Raw genomic sequence first — 15,624 nt, 5'->3', positions numbered from 1 at the left:
GCTTCACCGTATACTTAGGCGCCGATAACTGTCTGTTGAGTTTCAGTGCCTTATGCCTCAGTCAAAAAACACCCCTGTAGATAGCAAAAGCCAATTACATCCGCGTAATAAGCATCGTCAGCGTTATGATTTTGCCGCTTTAATTGTTTCCTGCCCCGAGCTAAAACGCTTTGTAGCGCCTAACCCTTATGGTGATGCTTCGATAAACTTTTTTGACCCTGCTGCGGTGCGTTGTTTAAACAAGGCGCTGTTGCAGCATTTTTATGCGGTGAAAGACTGGCAGATCCCCGCGCATAATTTGTGTCCGCCGATCCCCGGACGAGTCGATTATATTCACTATTTGGCGGATCTGTTAGCCGCCAGCTCGCCCAAGGCTAAGCCTAAAGCTGCGGCGATTCGCTGCTTGGATGTGGGCGTGGGGGCGAACTGTGTTTATCCCTTGGTTGGGGCGCGTGAATATGGCTGGTGTTTTGTGGGGAGCGACATAGAAGCCGACTCGCTGCGCTCGGCGCAAGCCATTCTGCAAGCCAACCCTGACTTGGACGAGCAAATTACCTTGCGTTTGCAAGCCGATAAGCGTTCGATTTTTAAAGGCATTATTCAGCCTGATGAATCTTTTGCCTTAACCCTATGTAATCCGCCTTTTCATCGCTCGGCGGCAGAAGCTAGAGCGGGCACTCAGCGTAAACAACGTAATTTAAAGGCCGCGGCTAAACACAAAAACACCCTGAACTTTGGTGGCCAAAGTAACGAGTTATGGTGCCCCGGTGGCGAGCTGCGTTTTATTAGCAACATGCTCAAAGAAAGCCAAGCCTATGCCGAGCAAGTATTGTGGTTTAGTAGTTTGGTATCAAAAGAAGCCAATTTGGCCGCTATTTATAAGGTTCTAAAACAGCTGCCGGTGGCAGACTACAAAACCATTAAAATGGGCCAAGGTAATAAGCAGAGCCGCTTTGTGGCATGGACGTTTCAAACACCAGCGCAGCAAGCGGCTTGCTTAGCTAAACTTACTTAGCTTTGGCTAGAAAAAACTGGTAGGCGACGTTGTCGGTTTCATCTTTATAATCAAAACCCAGTTGCGCGAGATGTTGACTAAAAGCCTGTTGGTCACTGGCTTCCAACTCAAAGCCCGCCAGCACTCGACCATAGGCCGAACCATGGTTGCGGTAATGAAAGAGGGTGATATTCCAATGTGGCCCAAGGGTGCGCAAAAAGCGCAGCAGGGCGCCAGGTTGCTCGGGGAACTCGAAACTATATAGCCGCTCGTTCAGCGCCTTGCCGGGGCGCCCGCCCACCATGTAACGCACATGCTGTTTGGCCAGTTCATCGTCGATTAAGTTGGCCACCTGATAGCCGTGTTGCTCTAGTCTATTGACTAGCTCTGGCAGCTCTTGGTCGCTATTACTCACCCGAATGCCAACAAAAATATTGGCTTGCTCATCACTGGCATAACGGTAGTTAAATTCGGTGATGGCGCGTCCGCCTAAGTGTTCAACAAATTCCAGATAAGCGCCTTGGCGCTCGGGAATGGTGACCGCTAATACTGCTTCTTTTTTCTCACCGAGTTCGGTGCGCTCGGAAACATAACGCAGGTTATGGAAGTTAACATTGGCTCCCGACAGCACTGCAGCGAGACGCTTGTTATTCAGCTGGTGTTGCTGGGCATAGGCCTTTAAGCCGGCTAAAGCCAAGGCCCCAGAAGGTTCTGATATGGCGCGGGTATCTTCGAAAATATCTTTCACCGCCGCGCAGATCTCGTCGGAATTAACGGTGATCACCTCATCGAGATACTGCTGGCATAAGCGGAAGGTTTCGCTACCAATCAGTTTTACCGCTACACCGTCGGCAAATAGGCCAACTTTTTCCAGTGGGGTGGGCTTACCAGCTGCTAAGGCTGCCACTAAACAGGCCGAGTCTTCGGCTTCTACGCCGATTATCTTGATTTGCGGCATTAGTTGCTTAATGTACACCGCGATACCTGCAGCGATACCGCCGCCGCCCACGGGCACAAAAATCGCATCTAGGTGCATGTCTTGTTCGAGTAGCTCTTTACCAATGGTGCCTTGGCCGGCGATAACGTCTACGTCATCAAAGGGCGGGATTAAGGTATAACCATGTTGTTGCTCTAGCTGCTTACAGTATTGGTAAGCCTCATCAAAACTGTCGCCTACCAAGCGCACATCGGCGCCCATGGCGCGTACCGAGTCGACTTTAATGTCGGGAGTGGTGGTGGGCATCACGATAACGGCGGCGATGCCAAGGCGCTGAGCCGACATGGCAACCCCTTGAGCATGGTTACCCGCCGAGGCCGCCACCACGCCGCGCTGGCGTTGCTCTTGGTTAAGCTGGGCAATTTTGTTGTAGGCGCCGCGCAGTTTGAAGGAATGCACACTTTGGCGGTCTTCGCGCTTGAGTAGAATATGGTTGCCAAGCCGTTGCGACAGCTTGTTCATGTCTTGTAGCGGGGTGACTTGAGCGACCTCATACACCGGTGAAAGCAGAATACGGCGAAGATAGTCATTCGCAGTGGGATGCTGTTGCGTCATAGTGTTACCTCAAGCGGAACGAATAATTGCGAGCATCAGTAAACGGCGCAGCCAAATAAGACTGATGCAAATTGGATAAGCCAGCCCTAAGCTGGCGCTGCTGGGCTATGTTACGCCACTTGCTTCGCTAGGCAACTAGTTTAGTCGTTGCCGGATACTCGCGGGTATTACAAAAAACAAGCCCGGCGAACCGGGCTAAGCAAACTACGACCGAGTTAATCGAGTTTGCTCTTGTCGCGTACTGCACCTTTGTCGGCGCTGGTGGCGAAGTGGGCATACATTTTTAACGAGGTGCTTACTTCACGCTCGCGGCCAATTGGCGTCCAAGCATCGCTGCCCTTGGCTTCCATGGCGGCGCGGCGCTTGGCGAGCTCTTCATCACTCACTTCCAGCACAATGCTGCGTTGTGGGATATTAATATCGATGATGTCGCCGGGTTCAACCAAACCTACTACACCACCACTGGCCGCTTCTGGTGAGATATGGCCGATGGATAAGCCGGAGGTACCACCGGAGAAACGACCGTCGGTGATCAAGGCACATTTCTTACCTAGGCCCATGGATTTCAGGTAAGAGGTGGGGTAAAGCATCTCTTGCATGCCAGGGCCGCCTTTCGGGCCTTCGTAGCGGATTAGCACCACTTCACCCGCTTGTACCGTGCCGTTAAGAATGCCGCTTACCGCGTCGTCTTGGCTCTCAAAAATACGCGCAGGACCTTTAAATACCAAGTTGTCATCATCCACTCCGGCGGTTTTAACAATACAGCCGTCTTTGGCCAAGTTACCTTTTAGTACCGCTAAACCACCTTCTAAGCTAAAGGCATTGTCGATGCTGCGAATACAACCTTCGGCGCGGTCGTCGTCTAGTTCATCCCAACGACAATCTTGGCTGAAAGCTTGGGTGGTGCGAATGCCCGCAGGGCCAGCACGATAAAATTCTTTCACCGCGGGATCTTGGGTTTGCATGATATCCCACTTGGCTAGCGTATCGGCTAGGGTTTCACCCATTACATTAGGTTCATTACGGTTGAGTAAACCTGCGCGGTCTAGTTCACCTAATATGCCCATGATGCCACCGGCGCGGTGTACGTCTTCCATGTGATATTTATTGGTTGAAGGCGCTACTTTACATAGCTGCGGCACTTTACGTGACAGTGCGTCCATGTGATCCATGTTGTAATCAACGCCAGCCTCTTGGGCTGCCGCTAATAGGTGTAATACGGTATTGGTTGAACCGCCCATGGCAATGTCTAGGGTCATGGCGTTTTCAAAGGATTGCTGAGTCGCGATAGAGCGTGGCAATACGCTGGCATCGTCTTGCTGGTAGTAGCGATTACATAGGTCAACAATGCGTTTGCCGGCATTTAAGAACAGTTGTTTACGGTCGGCGTGGGTCGCTAGCATTGAGCCATTACCCGGTTGGGCAAGGCCAAGCGCTTCGGTTAAACAGTTCATCGAGTTAGCGGTAAACATGCCAGAGCAAGAACCACAGGTTGGACAGGCGCTGCGTTCAACTTTATCGCTGTCTTCATCGGTGACATTTTTATCGGCGCCCATTACCATGGCATCAACCAAATCGAGTTTAATCAATTGGTCGCTGAGCTTGGTTTTACCGGCTTCCATGGGCCCACCAGAGACGAAAATTACCGGAATATTGAGGCGCATTGAAGCCATTAACATTCCCGGAGTGATTTTGTCACAGTTAGAAATACACACCATGGCGTCAGCACAGTGCGCGTTCACCATGTATTCCACTGAGTCGGCGATTAAATCACGCGAAGGTAGGCTGTACAGCATACCGCCGTGGCCCATGGCAATGCCGTCATCAACCGCGATGGTATTAAATTCTTTAGCAACGCCGCCTGCTTCTTCAATGGCGCCTGCTACCAACTGACCAAGATCTTTTAGGTGAACGTGGCCCGGTACAAACTGGGTGAATGAGTTCACAACGGCAATAATTGGTTTGCCGAAATCTTCTTCTTTGGTTCCTGTTGCTCGCCATAGGGCGCGCGCTCCAGCCATGTTACGGCCTTCGGTGGTGGTGGCACTTCGCAGTTTAGGCATTGCGGTTTACTCCATTAATCTGTATTTGCTAATTGTTTAGGCAAGGGCGACGTCGGGGGTCGCCACTGCTTGTAATTGTTTTAAACTGACTTGCTCAACATCGAACAGTTTCACCAATTGGCTGGTGAGATGGGCAATGGGACGCTGGCTTTGCACCTTAAGCTCAATGGTATAGCCCTTAAACTCGGGACTGCCGAACTGCTCAATTTGCATAGATTGTACTAAAAAACCACGGTGACGTGTCACTCGTAATATACGTTCTAATACATCGGCCTGATTGCGCGTAGTTAGGGTCATTGAATGTTGCATTAGCAGTCCTCCATCATTTTGTCATTGGCCACTCCCGGTGGCACTAGTGGCCACACATTTTCTTCAGCATCAATTAATACATGCAGTAGGTAAGGGCCATCGCTGTCGAGCATCCGTTGCAGAGCAGCGTGAACATCTATTTTATTACTAATGGTTTCGCCTGGAATATCAAAGGCGGAAGCCATGGTGACAAAATCTGGATTATCGTCGAGGATGGTTTCGCTAAAACGCCCATCGAAGAAGAGATTTTGCCATTGTCTCACCATGCCGAGTCGGTTGTTATCTACCAGTAAGATTTTAACTGGCAATTTAGCACGTTTAATGGTGGTAAGCTCTTGCACATTCATCATGAAAGAGCCATCGCCAGATACTGCTATTACGGTGTCATTAGGGCGAGCAAACTGCGCGCCAATCGCCGCAGGAAGGCCAAAGCCCATGGTACCTAAGCCGGCACTAGATAAATGGTTATGTGGTCCGTCAAACTGCATGTGCTGAGCTACCCACATTTGATGTTGGCCTACATCACAAGCAATTACGGTATTGTTGTCGATCATTTGGCTAAGCTGGTTGAGCATGGCCGGGGCAAAAATGTGCTCGCCGGGATGGTCGTAGCGCCAAGCGAAGTCTTGCTTGCGCTGGGCCACCGCGGCTTGCCATGGGGCGATGTTGGTGCTGCATTTTAATAGCGGTAAGACTTGTTTTAAGTCACTGTCGATGGCGACATCGGCGGCGCGGCGTTTGCCGAACTCACTGGCATCGGCATCTAGGTGAATTACTTTGGCATCGGGGGCAAAGGCTTCAAGTTTACCGGTGACGCGGTCATCAAAGCGAGCGCCCACTACGAGCAGCAAATCGGTTTCTTGAATGCTTAAGTTGGCGGCTTTGGTGCCGTGCATGCCCAACATGCCTAAGAAGTAGGGCTGTTGCTCGGTGATAGCGCCTATACCTTTTAGGGTGCAAACACTAGGAATTTGGCTGTAGTCTAAAAAGTCGCGTAATTCTTCAACCGCATTGGCCATGCCGACGCCCCCGCCCACATAAACAGTGGGTTGTTTGGCATTGGCGATCAGTTGTTTGGCTTCGGCAATTAAAATGGGGTCGGGGGTATTTGCCGCTTTAAGGTTGGGAACATAAGCGAGGTTTTCGCTTATTTCGGCCAGTTGCACATCTTTAGGAACATCTATCAACACTGGGCCAGGACGGCCAGAGGTGGCAATCTCAAAGGCCTGCTCAATGGTGCGTTTTAGCTCCTTTACATCGGTGACCATGAAGCTGTGTTTGGTCACCGATAAAGACATACCTAATACGTCAACTTCTTGAAAGGCATCAGTACCGATGACTGATTGCGCGACTTGACCGGTGATGGCGATGAGGGGAATCGAGTCGAGTTGGGCTTCGGCCAAACCGGTGACGAGGTTGGTGGCTCCTGGTCCTGAAGTGGCGATACAAACACCCACCTTAATCCCTTGGTTGGCGCCAGCGCGTGCATAACCTACGGCAGCCATAGCAGCACCTTGTTCATGGCGAGTTAGCATATGTTTAACTCCACCATCATAGAGCGCATCGTAGAGCGGCATAATTGCACCGCCGGGGTAACCAAAAACTTGTTCTACGCCCTGTTGTTTTAGTGTCGCGACAATTTGTTGAGCACCATTCATCGTTAGTTCCTTTCTGCCGTTAACAAAAAGCCCCCGAGCTTTGCAGCGCGGGGGCTTTTTTGTTGTTTGCTGGTTTCAGTTACAACAAGCCATCCCCGCGAGGTGATAAGATAATCACCACAAGGACGACGCTAATAAGTAGAGCAACTGAAACAGACATGATTAATTCTTTCCTAAAGCAATGGCTAACAAGTATCACAGTAGAAAATGTGATTCAAGTCATCAAAACCTTGTGAAAGCTCTGCTATTTGTTGGTATTTTGTACAGTTATTGGTTTTTGGTGTTGTTTTTTGGTTGTTTGTTAGAGTTGTCTACTGTGAGCTGTTTTTATTTGGTGATATCTACTGCATTTGCAGGATTTTATTTATTAGTAAAAAAGCGCATTTTTTCTTTTATTTTTGCTTTATCGCAATTTTGTTAGGGCTTTTGTGGGCCTAGGCGGTTATTTTGCTAGTTGGTGTTGGCTTTGGTTTAGGGCTTAGATAGGGAGAGCCATGCTAAGGATGAAGTGTTCAAATTGGCGATTCTTGTTCAGTGTTTTGCTGCTGATACCTTTGGCTTTAAATGCGGCGGTGAATTTTTCTAAGGTGGCGGTGGAGGTTAATCAGCAAGGTTATGTGCTGGAATACGCGCATACTGCCAAACAGCGCAGCAGAGGCCTAATGTACCGCCAACAGCTGTGTGAAAACTGTGGCATGTTATTTAGGTTTTCATCTGCGAGTAAAGTAACAATGTGGATGAAAAACACCCCCTTAGACTTAGATATTGCTTTTGTTAGCCCCAGTGGGGTGATTCGCGAGGTCCGCCGCTTACAAGCCAATGATGAGACTATTATTCGGGCCCACCACAAAACCTTGCATGCCTGGGAGATGCACGCGGGGTGGTTTGCAAGAAATGCTATCAAGGTTGGAGATACGATTCGACTAAAGCCGCTAGAATAGTTTTAAGCCAGTACCAAAATTTGAGTCATATACCCAGAGAGGCCGCCATGACTGAGAAAGAAAAAATGTTAGCTGGAGATTTATATTTGGCTTTCGACGGCGAGTTAGTTGAAGAGCGAAATCAAGCCAAGTCCTTATGTTATGAGTTAAACCTGCTCCATCCTGAGGAAGATCTCCGAGCCGAGGTACTAGCCGAGTTGTTACCCAACAGCTTAGATCCTTGGATAGAACCGAGTTTCTTCTGCGATTACGGCTATAACATTACTACCGGTAAAAACTTCTATGCTAATCATGGTTGTGTGATTTTAGACGGAGCACCTGTGACCATTGGTGATGATGTGATGTTCGCCCCTGCGGTACATATCTCCACTGCCACCCACCCCTTAAACGCCAAACAGCGTACCGATGGCTTAGAGCGCGCCTTACCAGTTAGCATTGGCGACCGAGTATGGATTGGTATGGGGGCGAAAATTTTGCCCGGTGTGACCATTGGCGATAATGCGGTAGTAGCGGCCGGAGCGGTAGTAGTAAAGGATGTAGCGGCTAATACGGTAGTGGCGGGCGTCCCCGCCCAGTATGTGCGCGATGTGCCAGAAGACGAGGAAAGCGCTTAGTCTGGCATCTGGTAGTTTGGCGGGCTGAAGCGCGCCTATCAATCCAATAGATATAAGCGCTTTTACATCCGCGCTGGTGGGCGTAGTCTGGAATGGTAAGCTTAATAGTCCTTGAAGGAGGTCGTATGCAACAACTCAATGTTCGCCATTATATGAGTAAGCAGTTTTTAAAACTAACCGAGCAACAGAGCATCAACGAAGCCAGTGTTGCATTGAGCCAGTCTCATCAATTGGGTGCTCCCGTGGTAGATGCCCAAGGTAAGTTGATAGGTTGGTTGTCGGAGTTGGATTGTGTTAGTCAGCTTCTACAGTCAGGTTATTACTGTGATCAAAGCGCCTTGGTAAAAGATCTAATGCGTCAACAGGTGCTAACCGTAGGACCCGATGAAAACGTGTTCGACTTGGCAAAGAAAATGTCGGATAACAAACCGAAAAGCTATCCGGTAGTGGAGAACGGTAAGTTAGTGGGGCTAATCGAGCGTAAATCGGTATTAGCGGCCCTGTATCAACAGCAACAACAGTGTTTTAACTTGAAGTAAATCAAGCTGCTGAGATATTTAGTGATGCTTTTGTCAAATAATTGACTATTATCAGAAGTGTCATTAACTATTGAGGCGCTTATGGGTTTAGCCATTGTAAATACCTGTACCCTAGTGGGCATGGAAGCCTTGAGGGTGACAGTAGAAGTGCACCTTGCCAACGGTTTGCCCGCTTTTAATATTGTTGGCCTGCCCGAAACCTCGGTCAAAGAAGCCAAAGACCGGGTACGCAGCGCCATTATTAATAGTGGTTTTTCTTTTCCTGCCAAGCGTATTACCGTCAATCTTGCACCCGCCGATCTACCCAAAAGTGGCGGCCGCTTTGACTTGCCGATTGCGGTGGGGATTTTAGCGGCAGCCGGCGACCTGCCACTGGCTTGTTTAGCTGAAACCGCATTTTGCGGAGAGCTAGCCTTATCGGGGGCGCTGCGCCCAGTAAGTGGGGCGATTGCTACCGCGCTTTCTATCAGCCGCCTCGGTTTCACCTTGGTCACCAGTGAGCAAGACGCCCAAGCGGCAGTGCGAGTTCCTGACGTTAAAGTACATGCCTGTGCCAGCCTGCAGCAATTAACCGCTAGTTTAAATGGTCAAACTCAGTTTGAACTGCTTGAGCCTCAAGCCTTTGATTATCAGCAGCCGGAGGCGTTGCTGGATATGGCCGATGTACAGGGCCAGCATCTAGCTAAGCGGGCTTTAGAGTTAGCCGCAGCAGGGGCGCATAATTTATTGATGCTGGGGCCTCCGGGCACCGGCAAAACCATGTTAGCGAGCCGTTTGCCGGGTATTTTACCGGCCTTAAGTGAGCAACAAGCCATTGAGGTGGCGGCGATTAACTCGGTGAGTAGCCAACAACGCGAATTGGAACAATGGCATGTTCCGCCATTTCGTAGCCCTCACCATAGTGCATCCATGGTGGCCTTGGTGGGAGGCGGCTCTTCGCCCAAGCCGGGAGAGATCAGTCTGGCTCATCATGGGGTGTTGTTTTTAGATGAGCTTCCCGAATTTGCGCGTACTAGCTTAGATGCCTTGCGCCAGCCCTTAGAGTCGGGCGAGGTACATATTTCGCGGGCGGCGATGCAGCTTAAATTCCCCGCTCGATTCCAGTTGGTGGCGGCGATGAATCCTTCTCCTTGTGGTTATTATCAAGGCTCGCAGTTACGCAGTAATCCAGATCAAATTTTAAAATATCTAGGGAAACTGTCAGGCCCCTTCTTAGATCGCTTCGACCTTAGTGTGGAGGTTGCCGAATTACCCAAGGGCAGTTTAAGCCAACATAGTCAGGGAGAGTCGAGCCAGTTGATCCGCCAGCGTGTGACGGCGGCGCGTCAGTTGCAAGTGCAGCGCAGCGGCAAGCTGAATAGCCAGCTAAGCGGTAAGGAGCTGCATCAGTTTGCGCCACTCAGCGCGGCGGACAGTGAGTTTTTGGAAAACTCCATCCATCACTTGGGCCTGTCTGCGCGGGCTTATCATCGAGTCTGGCGCTTGGCCAGAACCATTGCCGATTTAAAGCTGCTTCCCCATATTCAACGTGCCGAGTTAGTGGAGGCTTTGAGTTACCGAGCAATGGACCGTCTAATGAAGCGAATTAGCCATTAGTTTCTTTGCTCTCTAGTTTGATTTTTAGCGTTTTATTACAGGACGAAAAATGCTGAGAACTGAGTTTGAAACGCAAAGTTTTATTGTAAACAATCAAATACAACAAAATGGCGCAATAATTGTATAGCTAGTCATGTTCAATTTATTGACAGATACATACAATATTTACAACGATAACGTTTTCATAAGCTGCTGTTTTTGCAATACAATGCAAGCCCTAAAAACGGTATGCTAATTAGACAAATTAGGTACGGCGCAAATTAATGCTCGCTAGAGCGATAACAATAACAATTAAGCAGTAAGGCCAGAGACATGGCTGTCAGGGGTTTCGCTAACAAAAACGCTAGTGTAAATGCTCTATGACGCTGCTACTTAAAGAGCGACGTTAGCCCATTTCTGTAATGGATTGGGTTAACCAAAACAGGAAGGAAAGAACGATGATGAAATGGATGATGATAGGCATTTCTCTATTGTTGGCAGCAAGCAATGCTAACGCTAAGGAGGTAAGAATTTGGTTTCAATCTGGGCCGGATTCACAATGGATGCAATTAAGCGACCTGCAAATTCAAAATTCCGATGGTAGCTTACAAGAGCGCATCGTTGCCCTCGATAGCGAAGGTAAGCCCTTATTTATGCCGCTGAGCGAGCTGGCTTTTATTCAAGCCGACAATAAATATTATTATGTTTCTACTGAATACGTTGCGGTGACCCATAGTGGAGCCAAGTTTAAGCTGCCAAGTCGAGAAGAGGGGGCTGGCATGTTTGTGGCGCGCAATGGCTATGGCGGTTACACCAGTTTTGATTACTCGGCGTTGCGTCGAATTATTTTCCAATAAACTTTCATCTTAGCCAGAAAAAATTGCTAGTGGCCAGCTTAAAACCCATAAGCAACACTTTTTAAAGCGGTTTTTTCTGGCACAATACTAGGCTGCTCAGGTGTAAGGAACAGCCTTCTTGTTATATTTATATCAAAGTAACCATCTCGATAATCTGCAAGTCTTGCTGAGTCGGGTTATGGCTTTGCAAGCTCCCGCCGATCCCTTTGTTGAACAACAGGTTCTGGTACAAAGCCCCGGCATGGCCCAGTGGCTAAAACTGCAACTTGCCGAACAGCAGGGCATTGTGGCCAATGTGAGTTTTCCGTTACCGGCCAGTTTCATCTGGCAAATGTTTCACTTGGTGCTGCAGGATGTGCCCGAGCAGAGTCCCTTTAATAAACAAGCGATGACTTGGCGTTTAATGCGCTTATTACCGCAGCGTTTGCAGCAAGCGGAATTTAAAGGCTTACAAGATTATTTACAGGGTGAGCAGCAAGCAATTGAAAGCCGCAAGTTATGGCAGTTAGCCCAAAAAATTGCCGACATTTACGACCAATACTTAGTTTATCGCAGCGACTGGACCAGCGCTTGGGAAGCCGGTGATGACCTTAGCGAGGTGAGTGCTAGCCAACCGTGGCAACCCATATTATGGCGAGATTTGGTTGATGATACGGTTAGCACCATGGACTCGGCCTATCACCGGGGCAATTTATACATCGACTTTATTGAACAATTGGCGCTAGCTAAGCAAGCGCCGGAAGGGCTGCCTGAGCACATTTTCGTCTTTGGCATTTCGGCGCTACCACCGGCGTATTTACAAGCCTTGGATGCCATGGCTAAGCATTGCGATGTGTATTTATTCTTAACCAACCCCTCCAAGCATTACTGGGGCGACCTGCGTGATGTGACCACCTTGCTTAGCCAGCAGGCAGAATTACACCAAGTGGGCAATCCGCTGTTAGCCTCCATGGGTAAACTGGGCCGTGACTATATTGAAATGCTGCAGCCGCTGAATAAGCAAGAAACCGACGTTTTTGTTTCCAATTGCGATGCCGATGATAAGCCTTCAAGGCTGTTGGGCTTGATTCAAGATGACATCTTAGAGTTGCGCGACCCGATTGATTACCAGCGTTACGATTCGAGTGAACACAAGCGGGTCATTGACCCTGCAGACCAAAGTGTGCAGCTGCACTTGTGTCATAGCCCACGGCGAGAATTAGAAATATTGCACGACCAACTGTTGGCCATGTTTGAGCAAGACAGCAGTTTAAGCCCGCGTGATGTGATTGTGATGGTGCCTGACGTAAATCGTTATGGGCCGATGATTCAGGCGGTGTTTGGCAGTGCTAGCGCAGAAACCTACTTACCCTTTGCCATTTCCGATCGCTCGGTGACCCAAGAGAATCCAGTGCTGTTGAGTTTTCTTGAGCTTTTGGCCTTGCCGCAAAAACGTAAATCGGCGGCAGAAATTTTAGCCCTGTTAGAGGTGCCGGCGATTATGCGCCGCTTTGAGCTAAGTGATGCTGAGCTGAAAGTGTTACGCCAATGGGTTAAAGAAGCGGGTGTGCGTTGGGGCCTTGATGGGGCCGACCGTAGCCGCTGGCTAGCTCCCGATGAAGAAACGCATTCTTGGTTATTTGGCTTAAAACGAATGTTGCTGGGTTACGCTATGTCTAGCCAGCAAGGTTTGTATCAAGGCGTGCTGGCCTACGACGAAGTGCAGGGGCAAATGGCCTTGGCGGTGGGTAAGCTGGCGGATTTTATCGAGCAATTGTTACAGCTAGAGCAAGATATTTTGCAGCCTGCTAGTGCTGCACAGTGGCGCTTGAATCTGCAGAGCCTATTGGACAACATGTATCAGTTTTCCAGTGAGGATGAAGCCGAACACCTGCGCTTGTTAACGCTGTTTGAAGAGCTGCAGGAACAGTCAAGTAACAGCGGTTTTGTTGACGATATAGAGCCCGAATTAGTGCTTGATTACTGCTCTATGCAACTCAACGCCCAGCGAGGCAGCCAGCGCTTCTTAGCCGGACAAATTAACTTTTGTACGCTGCTACCGATGCGCGCCATTCCCTTTAAGGTGGTATGTTTATTAGGCATGAACGACAGCGACTATCCGCGTAGTGTGCCCAGTATGGGTTTTGATTTAATGGCGCAAAATCCGGCTAAGCGCGGTGATAGAAGCCGCCGTGATGATGATCGTTATTTGTTTTTAGAAGCCTTATTGGCGGCGCAGCAACGCCTGTATCTGTCTTATATTGCTCATAGCGCCAAGGATAATAGCGAGCAAACGCCTTCGGTATTATTGGCCGAACTGTGTGATTACATTGCGCAAAGTTGTGTATTAGCTGGTGACGAGTTGCTTGATGTGGACAGCTCCGGTCAGCGTTTGTTAGCCCACCTAAGTCATCAGCATCCCTTGCAACCCTTCTCTCCTTTGTATTATCAGCCTAATGAGGCGCTATTTAGTTATGCTCAGCGCTGGTTGCCTGCGGTATTAGCGCAGCAGCAGAGTGCGCTTGTGCCCGACGTTCGCCAAAGCCTAGAGCAACAAAGTGATTTAACTGAGTTGAGCATGGAGGAATTGCTAGCCTTTAGTCGCTCGCCCATTGCGTATTTCTACCAGCGGCGGCTTAAAGTGAACTTTCCGCGCTTGAGTGAGCAACTCGAAGAGACCGAACCTTTTTTAGTAGAAGGTTTGTCGGGCTACGCGATGAAACAGTACTTACTGCAACAGCAATTGGCCGAGGCCGATAAACAGCAGCAGTTTGAGCATTTACATGCTGCGGGCGCCTTGCCCCACGGCGGCTTTGGCCAAGTATGGTTTGAGCAGCAGTGGCAAGAAATCAGTGGTTTAGCCCAGCAGTTGCAGCCACTGTTGGCCAGTGGAGCGATGGAGGCGCAGGCGCTGAATTGCCAGTTACAGTATGTCCATGAGCAGCAACGCTTAGACTGTCGTTTGTCGGCTTGGCTGAAGCATCGTTATGCAGCGGGTTTAGTCAGTTATCGACCGGGGCGCTTGCGTGGTCAAGACCTACTGGCCAGTTGGTTATGGCACTTGCTGTTGCATGCCACCGGGGCCAGCTCTCGCTCCTATTTATTGGGCCTGAAAGAGGCTTGGCAATGGCCACCTATGGCTGCTACAGATGCGCAAGCTTGCTTGAGTGATTGGTTGGCGTATATGCAACAAGCGGCCCAACAGCCGCTGTTATTACCAGTAGAGAGCGCTTGGCAATGGATTAGCCAATGCAAAGACAAAAAGACCGGCGAAATTAGCTTTGATGAGGCGAATCTAGCTAAGGCGCGCCGCGCCGCACGTTTACAGTTTGCTGGCAGCCCTCATGCCAGAGCTGAAGGTGATGACCCCTATATTCAGGCTCAGCTTAGTGATTTAGAAAACACTTGGCCGGAGTTTGAGCAAGCCGCCAAGGTCTTGCTAGAACCGATGTTGGCACACTTGGAGGCCTATAGCGATGACTGAGTTAACTCAAAGCCAAGTGGAGCAACTGGAACCCTTAGCGTTTCCGCTTAATGGTGCAAGACTCATCGAGGCCAGCGCCGGAACCGGCAAAACCTATACCATTAGTGCCTTGGTATTACGTTTGCTGCTGGGCCATCAGCGCCAGTTTGAGCAAGGTTTTGCGGTGGCAGGGCTGTTGCAGCCTCTGAGCATCGAACAGATCTTAGTGGTGACCTTTACCGAGGCGGCGACGCAGGAGCTGCGCGGACGCATTCGTCAGCGTATTCATCAGGCGCGGGTGGCTTTTTTACGCGGCCAAAGCGACGATGAGTTTATCGCTCAGTTACTTGTTGAGGTGAGCGATCACTCACTGGCTGCCCAGCGCTTATTGCTAGCTGAGCAAAATATGGATCAGGCGGCGGTATTCACCATTCATGGTTTTTGCCAGCGCATGCTAAAACAGCACGCCTTTGAAAGCGGCCAAGCCTTTGAAATGGAGTTTTTGAGCAACGAAATCCATTTGCGCTTACAGGCGGTGCAAGACTGCTGGCGGCAACGTTTTTATCCTTTGTCGGTGCCCTTGATTAGCCGCGTGGTGCAATGCTGGACCAGCCCTCAGCTCTTGCATCAAGAGTTGAGTGCTTTGCTTAATCAAAGTGACTTCGATTTACAAGGCGTGCCAAGCGAAACCGATCTAGAAAGCTTTTTTGCTCAGCAAATCGCCCGCATTGACGAGTTTAAACAGTGTTGGCGAGCAGCCTCTAGCGATGTCGCCGAGTTAATTGCTCAGGCACCCTTAAACGGCAATAAGTTTCGTAAGGCTTCGGTGGCTAAGTGGTTGGGCTTGATCGACCAGTTTGCCAACAGCTCTACCGACAGCGATTATTTGGCTAAGGACTTACTTGAGGCCCTGCAAAAATTCGCTCCAGAGAATTTAGCTAATGGGGTTAAAGCCAAGGCGCAGCCGCCGCAGCATGCCGCTTTTGACGCGATTGAGCAGTTGTTGGACGGCCAGCAAAACATTAAAAGCTTGTTGTTGGCTCAGCTCTTGCCGCAGATCCGAGAGCGTTTCGCCCAATT

The 15,624-nt window shown here is 49.7% G+C and carries 12 protein-coding genes; 8 read left to right on the top strand and 4 right to left on the bottom strand.

Features of this window, described 5'->3' with window-relative positions; all coding sequences use genetic code 11:
• Positions 1 to 52 precede the first annotated feature (52 nt).
• On the top strand, positions 53 to 1,015 hold the full coding sequence (rlmF, locus tag ACQY6Q_RS02775) for a 23S rRNA (adenine(1618)-N(6))-methyltransferase RlmF (RefSeq protein WP_427977599.1): 963 nt from the start codon (positions 53 to 55) through the stop codon (positions 1,013 to 1,015).
• Here the strand turns inward: rlmF and ilvA are convergent.
• From ilvA to ilvG, 4 genes are all read right to left on the bottom strand, one after another.
• Positions 1,008 to 2,546 carry a threonine ammonia-lyase, biosynthetic gene (ilvA, locus tag ACQY6Q_RS02770; protein WP_427977596.1) on the bottom strand — a complete coding sequence of 513 codons (1,539 nt, stop codon included), beginning with the start codon at positions 2,544 to 2,546 and terminating at the stop codon, positions 1,008 to 1,010. The two genes, rlmF and ilvA, sit on opposite strands and share 8 nt — an antisense overlap.
• A 215-nt stretch (positions 2,547 to 2,761) precedes the next feature.
• A complete protein-coding gene (gene ilvD, locus ACQY6Q_RS02765; protein WP_427977593.1) occupies positions 2,762 to 4,609 on the bottom strand; it encodes a dihydroxy-acid dehydratase in 1,848 nt (615 codons plus the stop codon).
• A 36-nt stretch (positions 4,610 to 4,645) separates the two neighbouring features.
• A complete protein-coding gene (gene ilvM / locus ACQY6Q_RS02760; RefSeq protein WP_427977590.1) occupies positions 4,646 to 4,918 on the bottom strand; it encodes an acetolactate synthase 2 small subunit in 273 nt (90 codons plus the stop codon).
• Positions 4,918 to 6,576 carry an acetolactate synthase 2 catalytic subunit gene (ilvG, locus tag ACQY6Q_RS02755; RefSeq protein WP_427977587.1) on the bottom strand — a complete coding sequence of 553 codons (1,659 nt, stop codon included), beginning with the start codon at positions 6,574 to 6,576 and terminating at the stop codon, positions 4,918 to 4,920. Before ilvG ends, ilvM begins: the two co-directional genes overlap by 1 nt.
• Positions 6,577 to 7,079: 503 nt before the next feature.
• Between ilvG and ACQY6Q_RS02750 the strand changes: the two genes are divergently transcribed.
• The 7 genes from ACQY6Q_RS02750 to ACQY6Q_RS02720 all read left to right on the top strand — a co-directional run.
• On the top strand, positions 7,080 to 7,517 hold the full coding sequence (locus ACQY6Q_RS02750) for a DUF192 domain-containing protein (protein WP_427977585.1): 438 nt from the start codon (positions 7,080 to 7,082) through the stop codon (positions 7,515 to 7,517).
• A gap of 47 nt (positions 7,518 to 7,564) precedes the next feature.
• Positions 7,565 to 8,131: a maltose acetyltransferase domain-containing protein gene (locus tag ACQY6Q_RS02745; protein WP_055733041.1), complete on the top strand. Its 567-nt coding sequence runs from the start codon at positions 7,565 to 7,567 to the stop codon at positions 8,129 to 8,131.
• A 125-nt stretch (positions 8,132 to 8,256) separates the two neighbouring features.
• Positions 8,257 to 8,670 carry a CBS domain-containing protein gene (locus ACQY6Q_RS02740; protein WP_055733040.1) on the top strand — a complete coding sequence of 138 codons (414 nt, stop codon included), beginning with the start codon at positions 8,257 to 8,259 and terminating at the stop codon, positions 8,668 to 8,670.
• An 81-nt stretch (positions 8,671 to 8,751) separates the two neighbouring features.
• Positions 8,752 to 10,266 carry a YifB family Mg chelatase-like AAA ATPase gene (locus ACQY6Q_RS02735; RefSeq protein ID WP_427977582.1) on the top strand — a complete coding sequence of 505 codons (1,515 nt, stop codon included), beginning with the start codon at positions 8,752 to 8,754 and terminating at the stop codon, positions 10,264 to 10,266.
• Between the two features lie 437 nt (positions 10,267 to 10,703).
• A complete protein-coding gene (locus tag ACQY6Q_RS02730; protein WP_427977580.1) occupies positions 10,704 to 11,102 on the top strand; it encodes a hypothetical protein in 399 nt (132 codons plus the stop codon).
• A gap of 118 nt (positions 11,103 to 11,220) precedes the next feature.
• Positions 11,221 to 14,565: an exodeoxyribonuclease V subunit gamma gene (gene recC / locus ACQY6Q_RS02725; RefSeq protein ID WP_427977577.1), complete on the top strand. Its 3,345-nt coding sequence runs from the start codon at positions 11,221 to 11,223 to the stop codon at positions 14,563 to 14,565.
• A partial coding sequence (locus ACQY6Q_RS02720) for a UvrD-helicase domain-containing protein (protein ID WP_427977575.1) occupies positions 14,558 to 15,624 on the top strand: 1,067 nt, incomplete at its 3' end. The genes recC and ACQY6Q_RS02720, both read left to right, overlap by 8 nt.

Source organism: Agarivorans sp., assembly GCF_050295395.1.
Taxonomy (GTDB): domain Bacteria; phylum Pseudomonadota; class Gammaproteobacteria; order Enterobacterales; family Celerinatantimonadaceae; genus Agarivorans.
The sequence above is the reverse complement of the archived record's forward strand: the minus strand, read 5'-3'. Positions and strand labels throughout refer to the sequence as shown.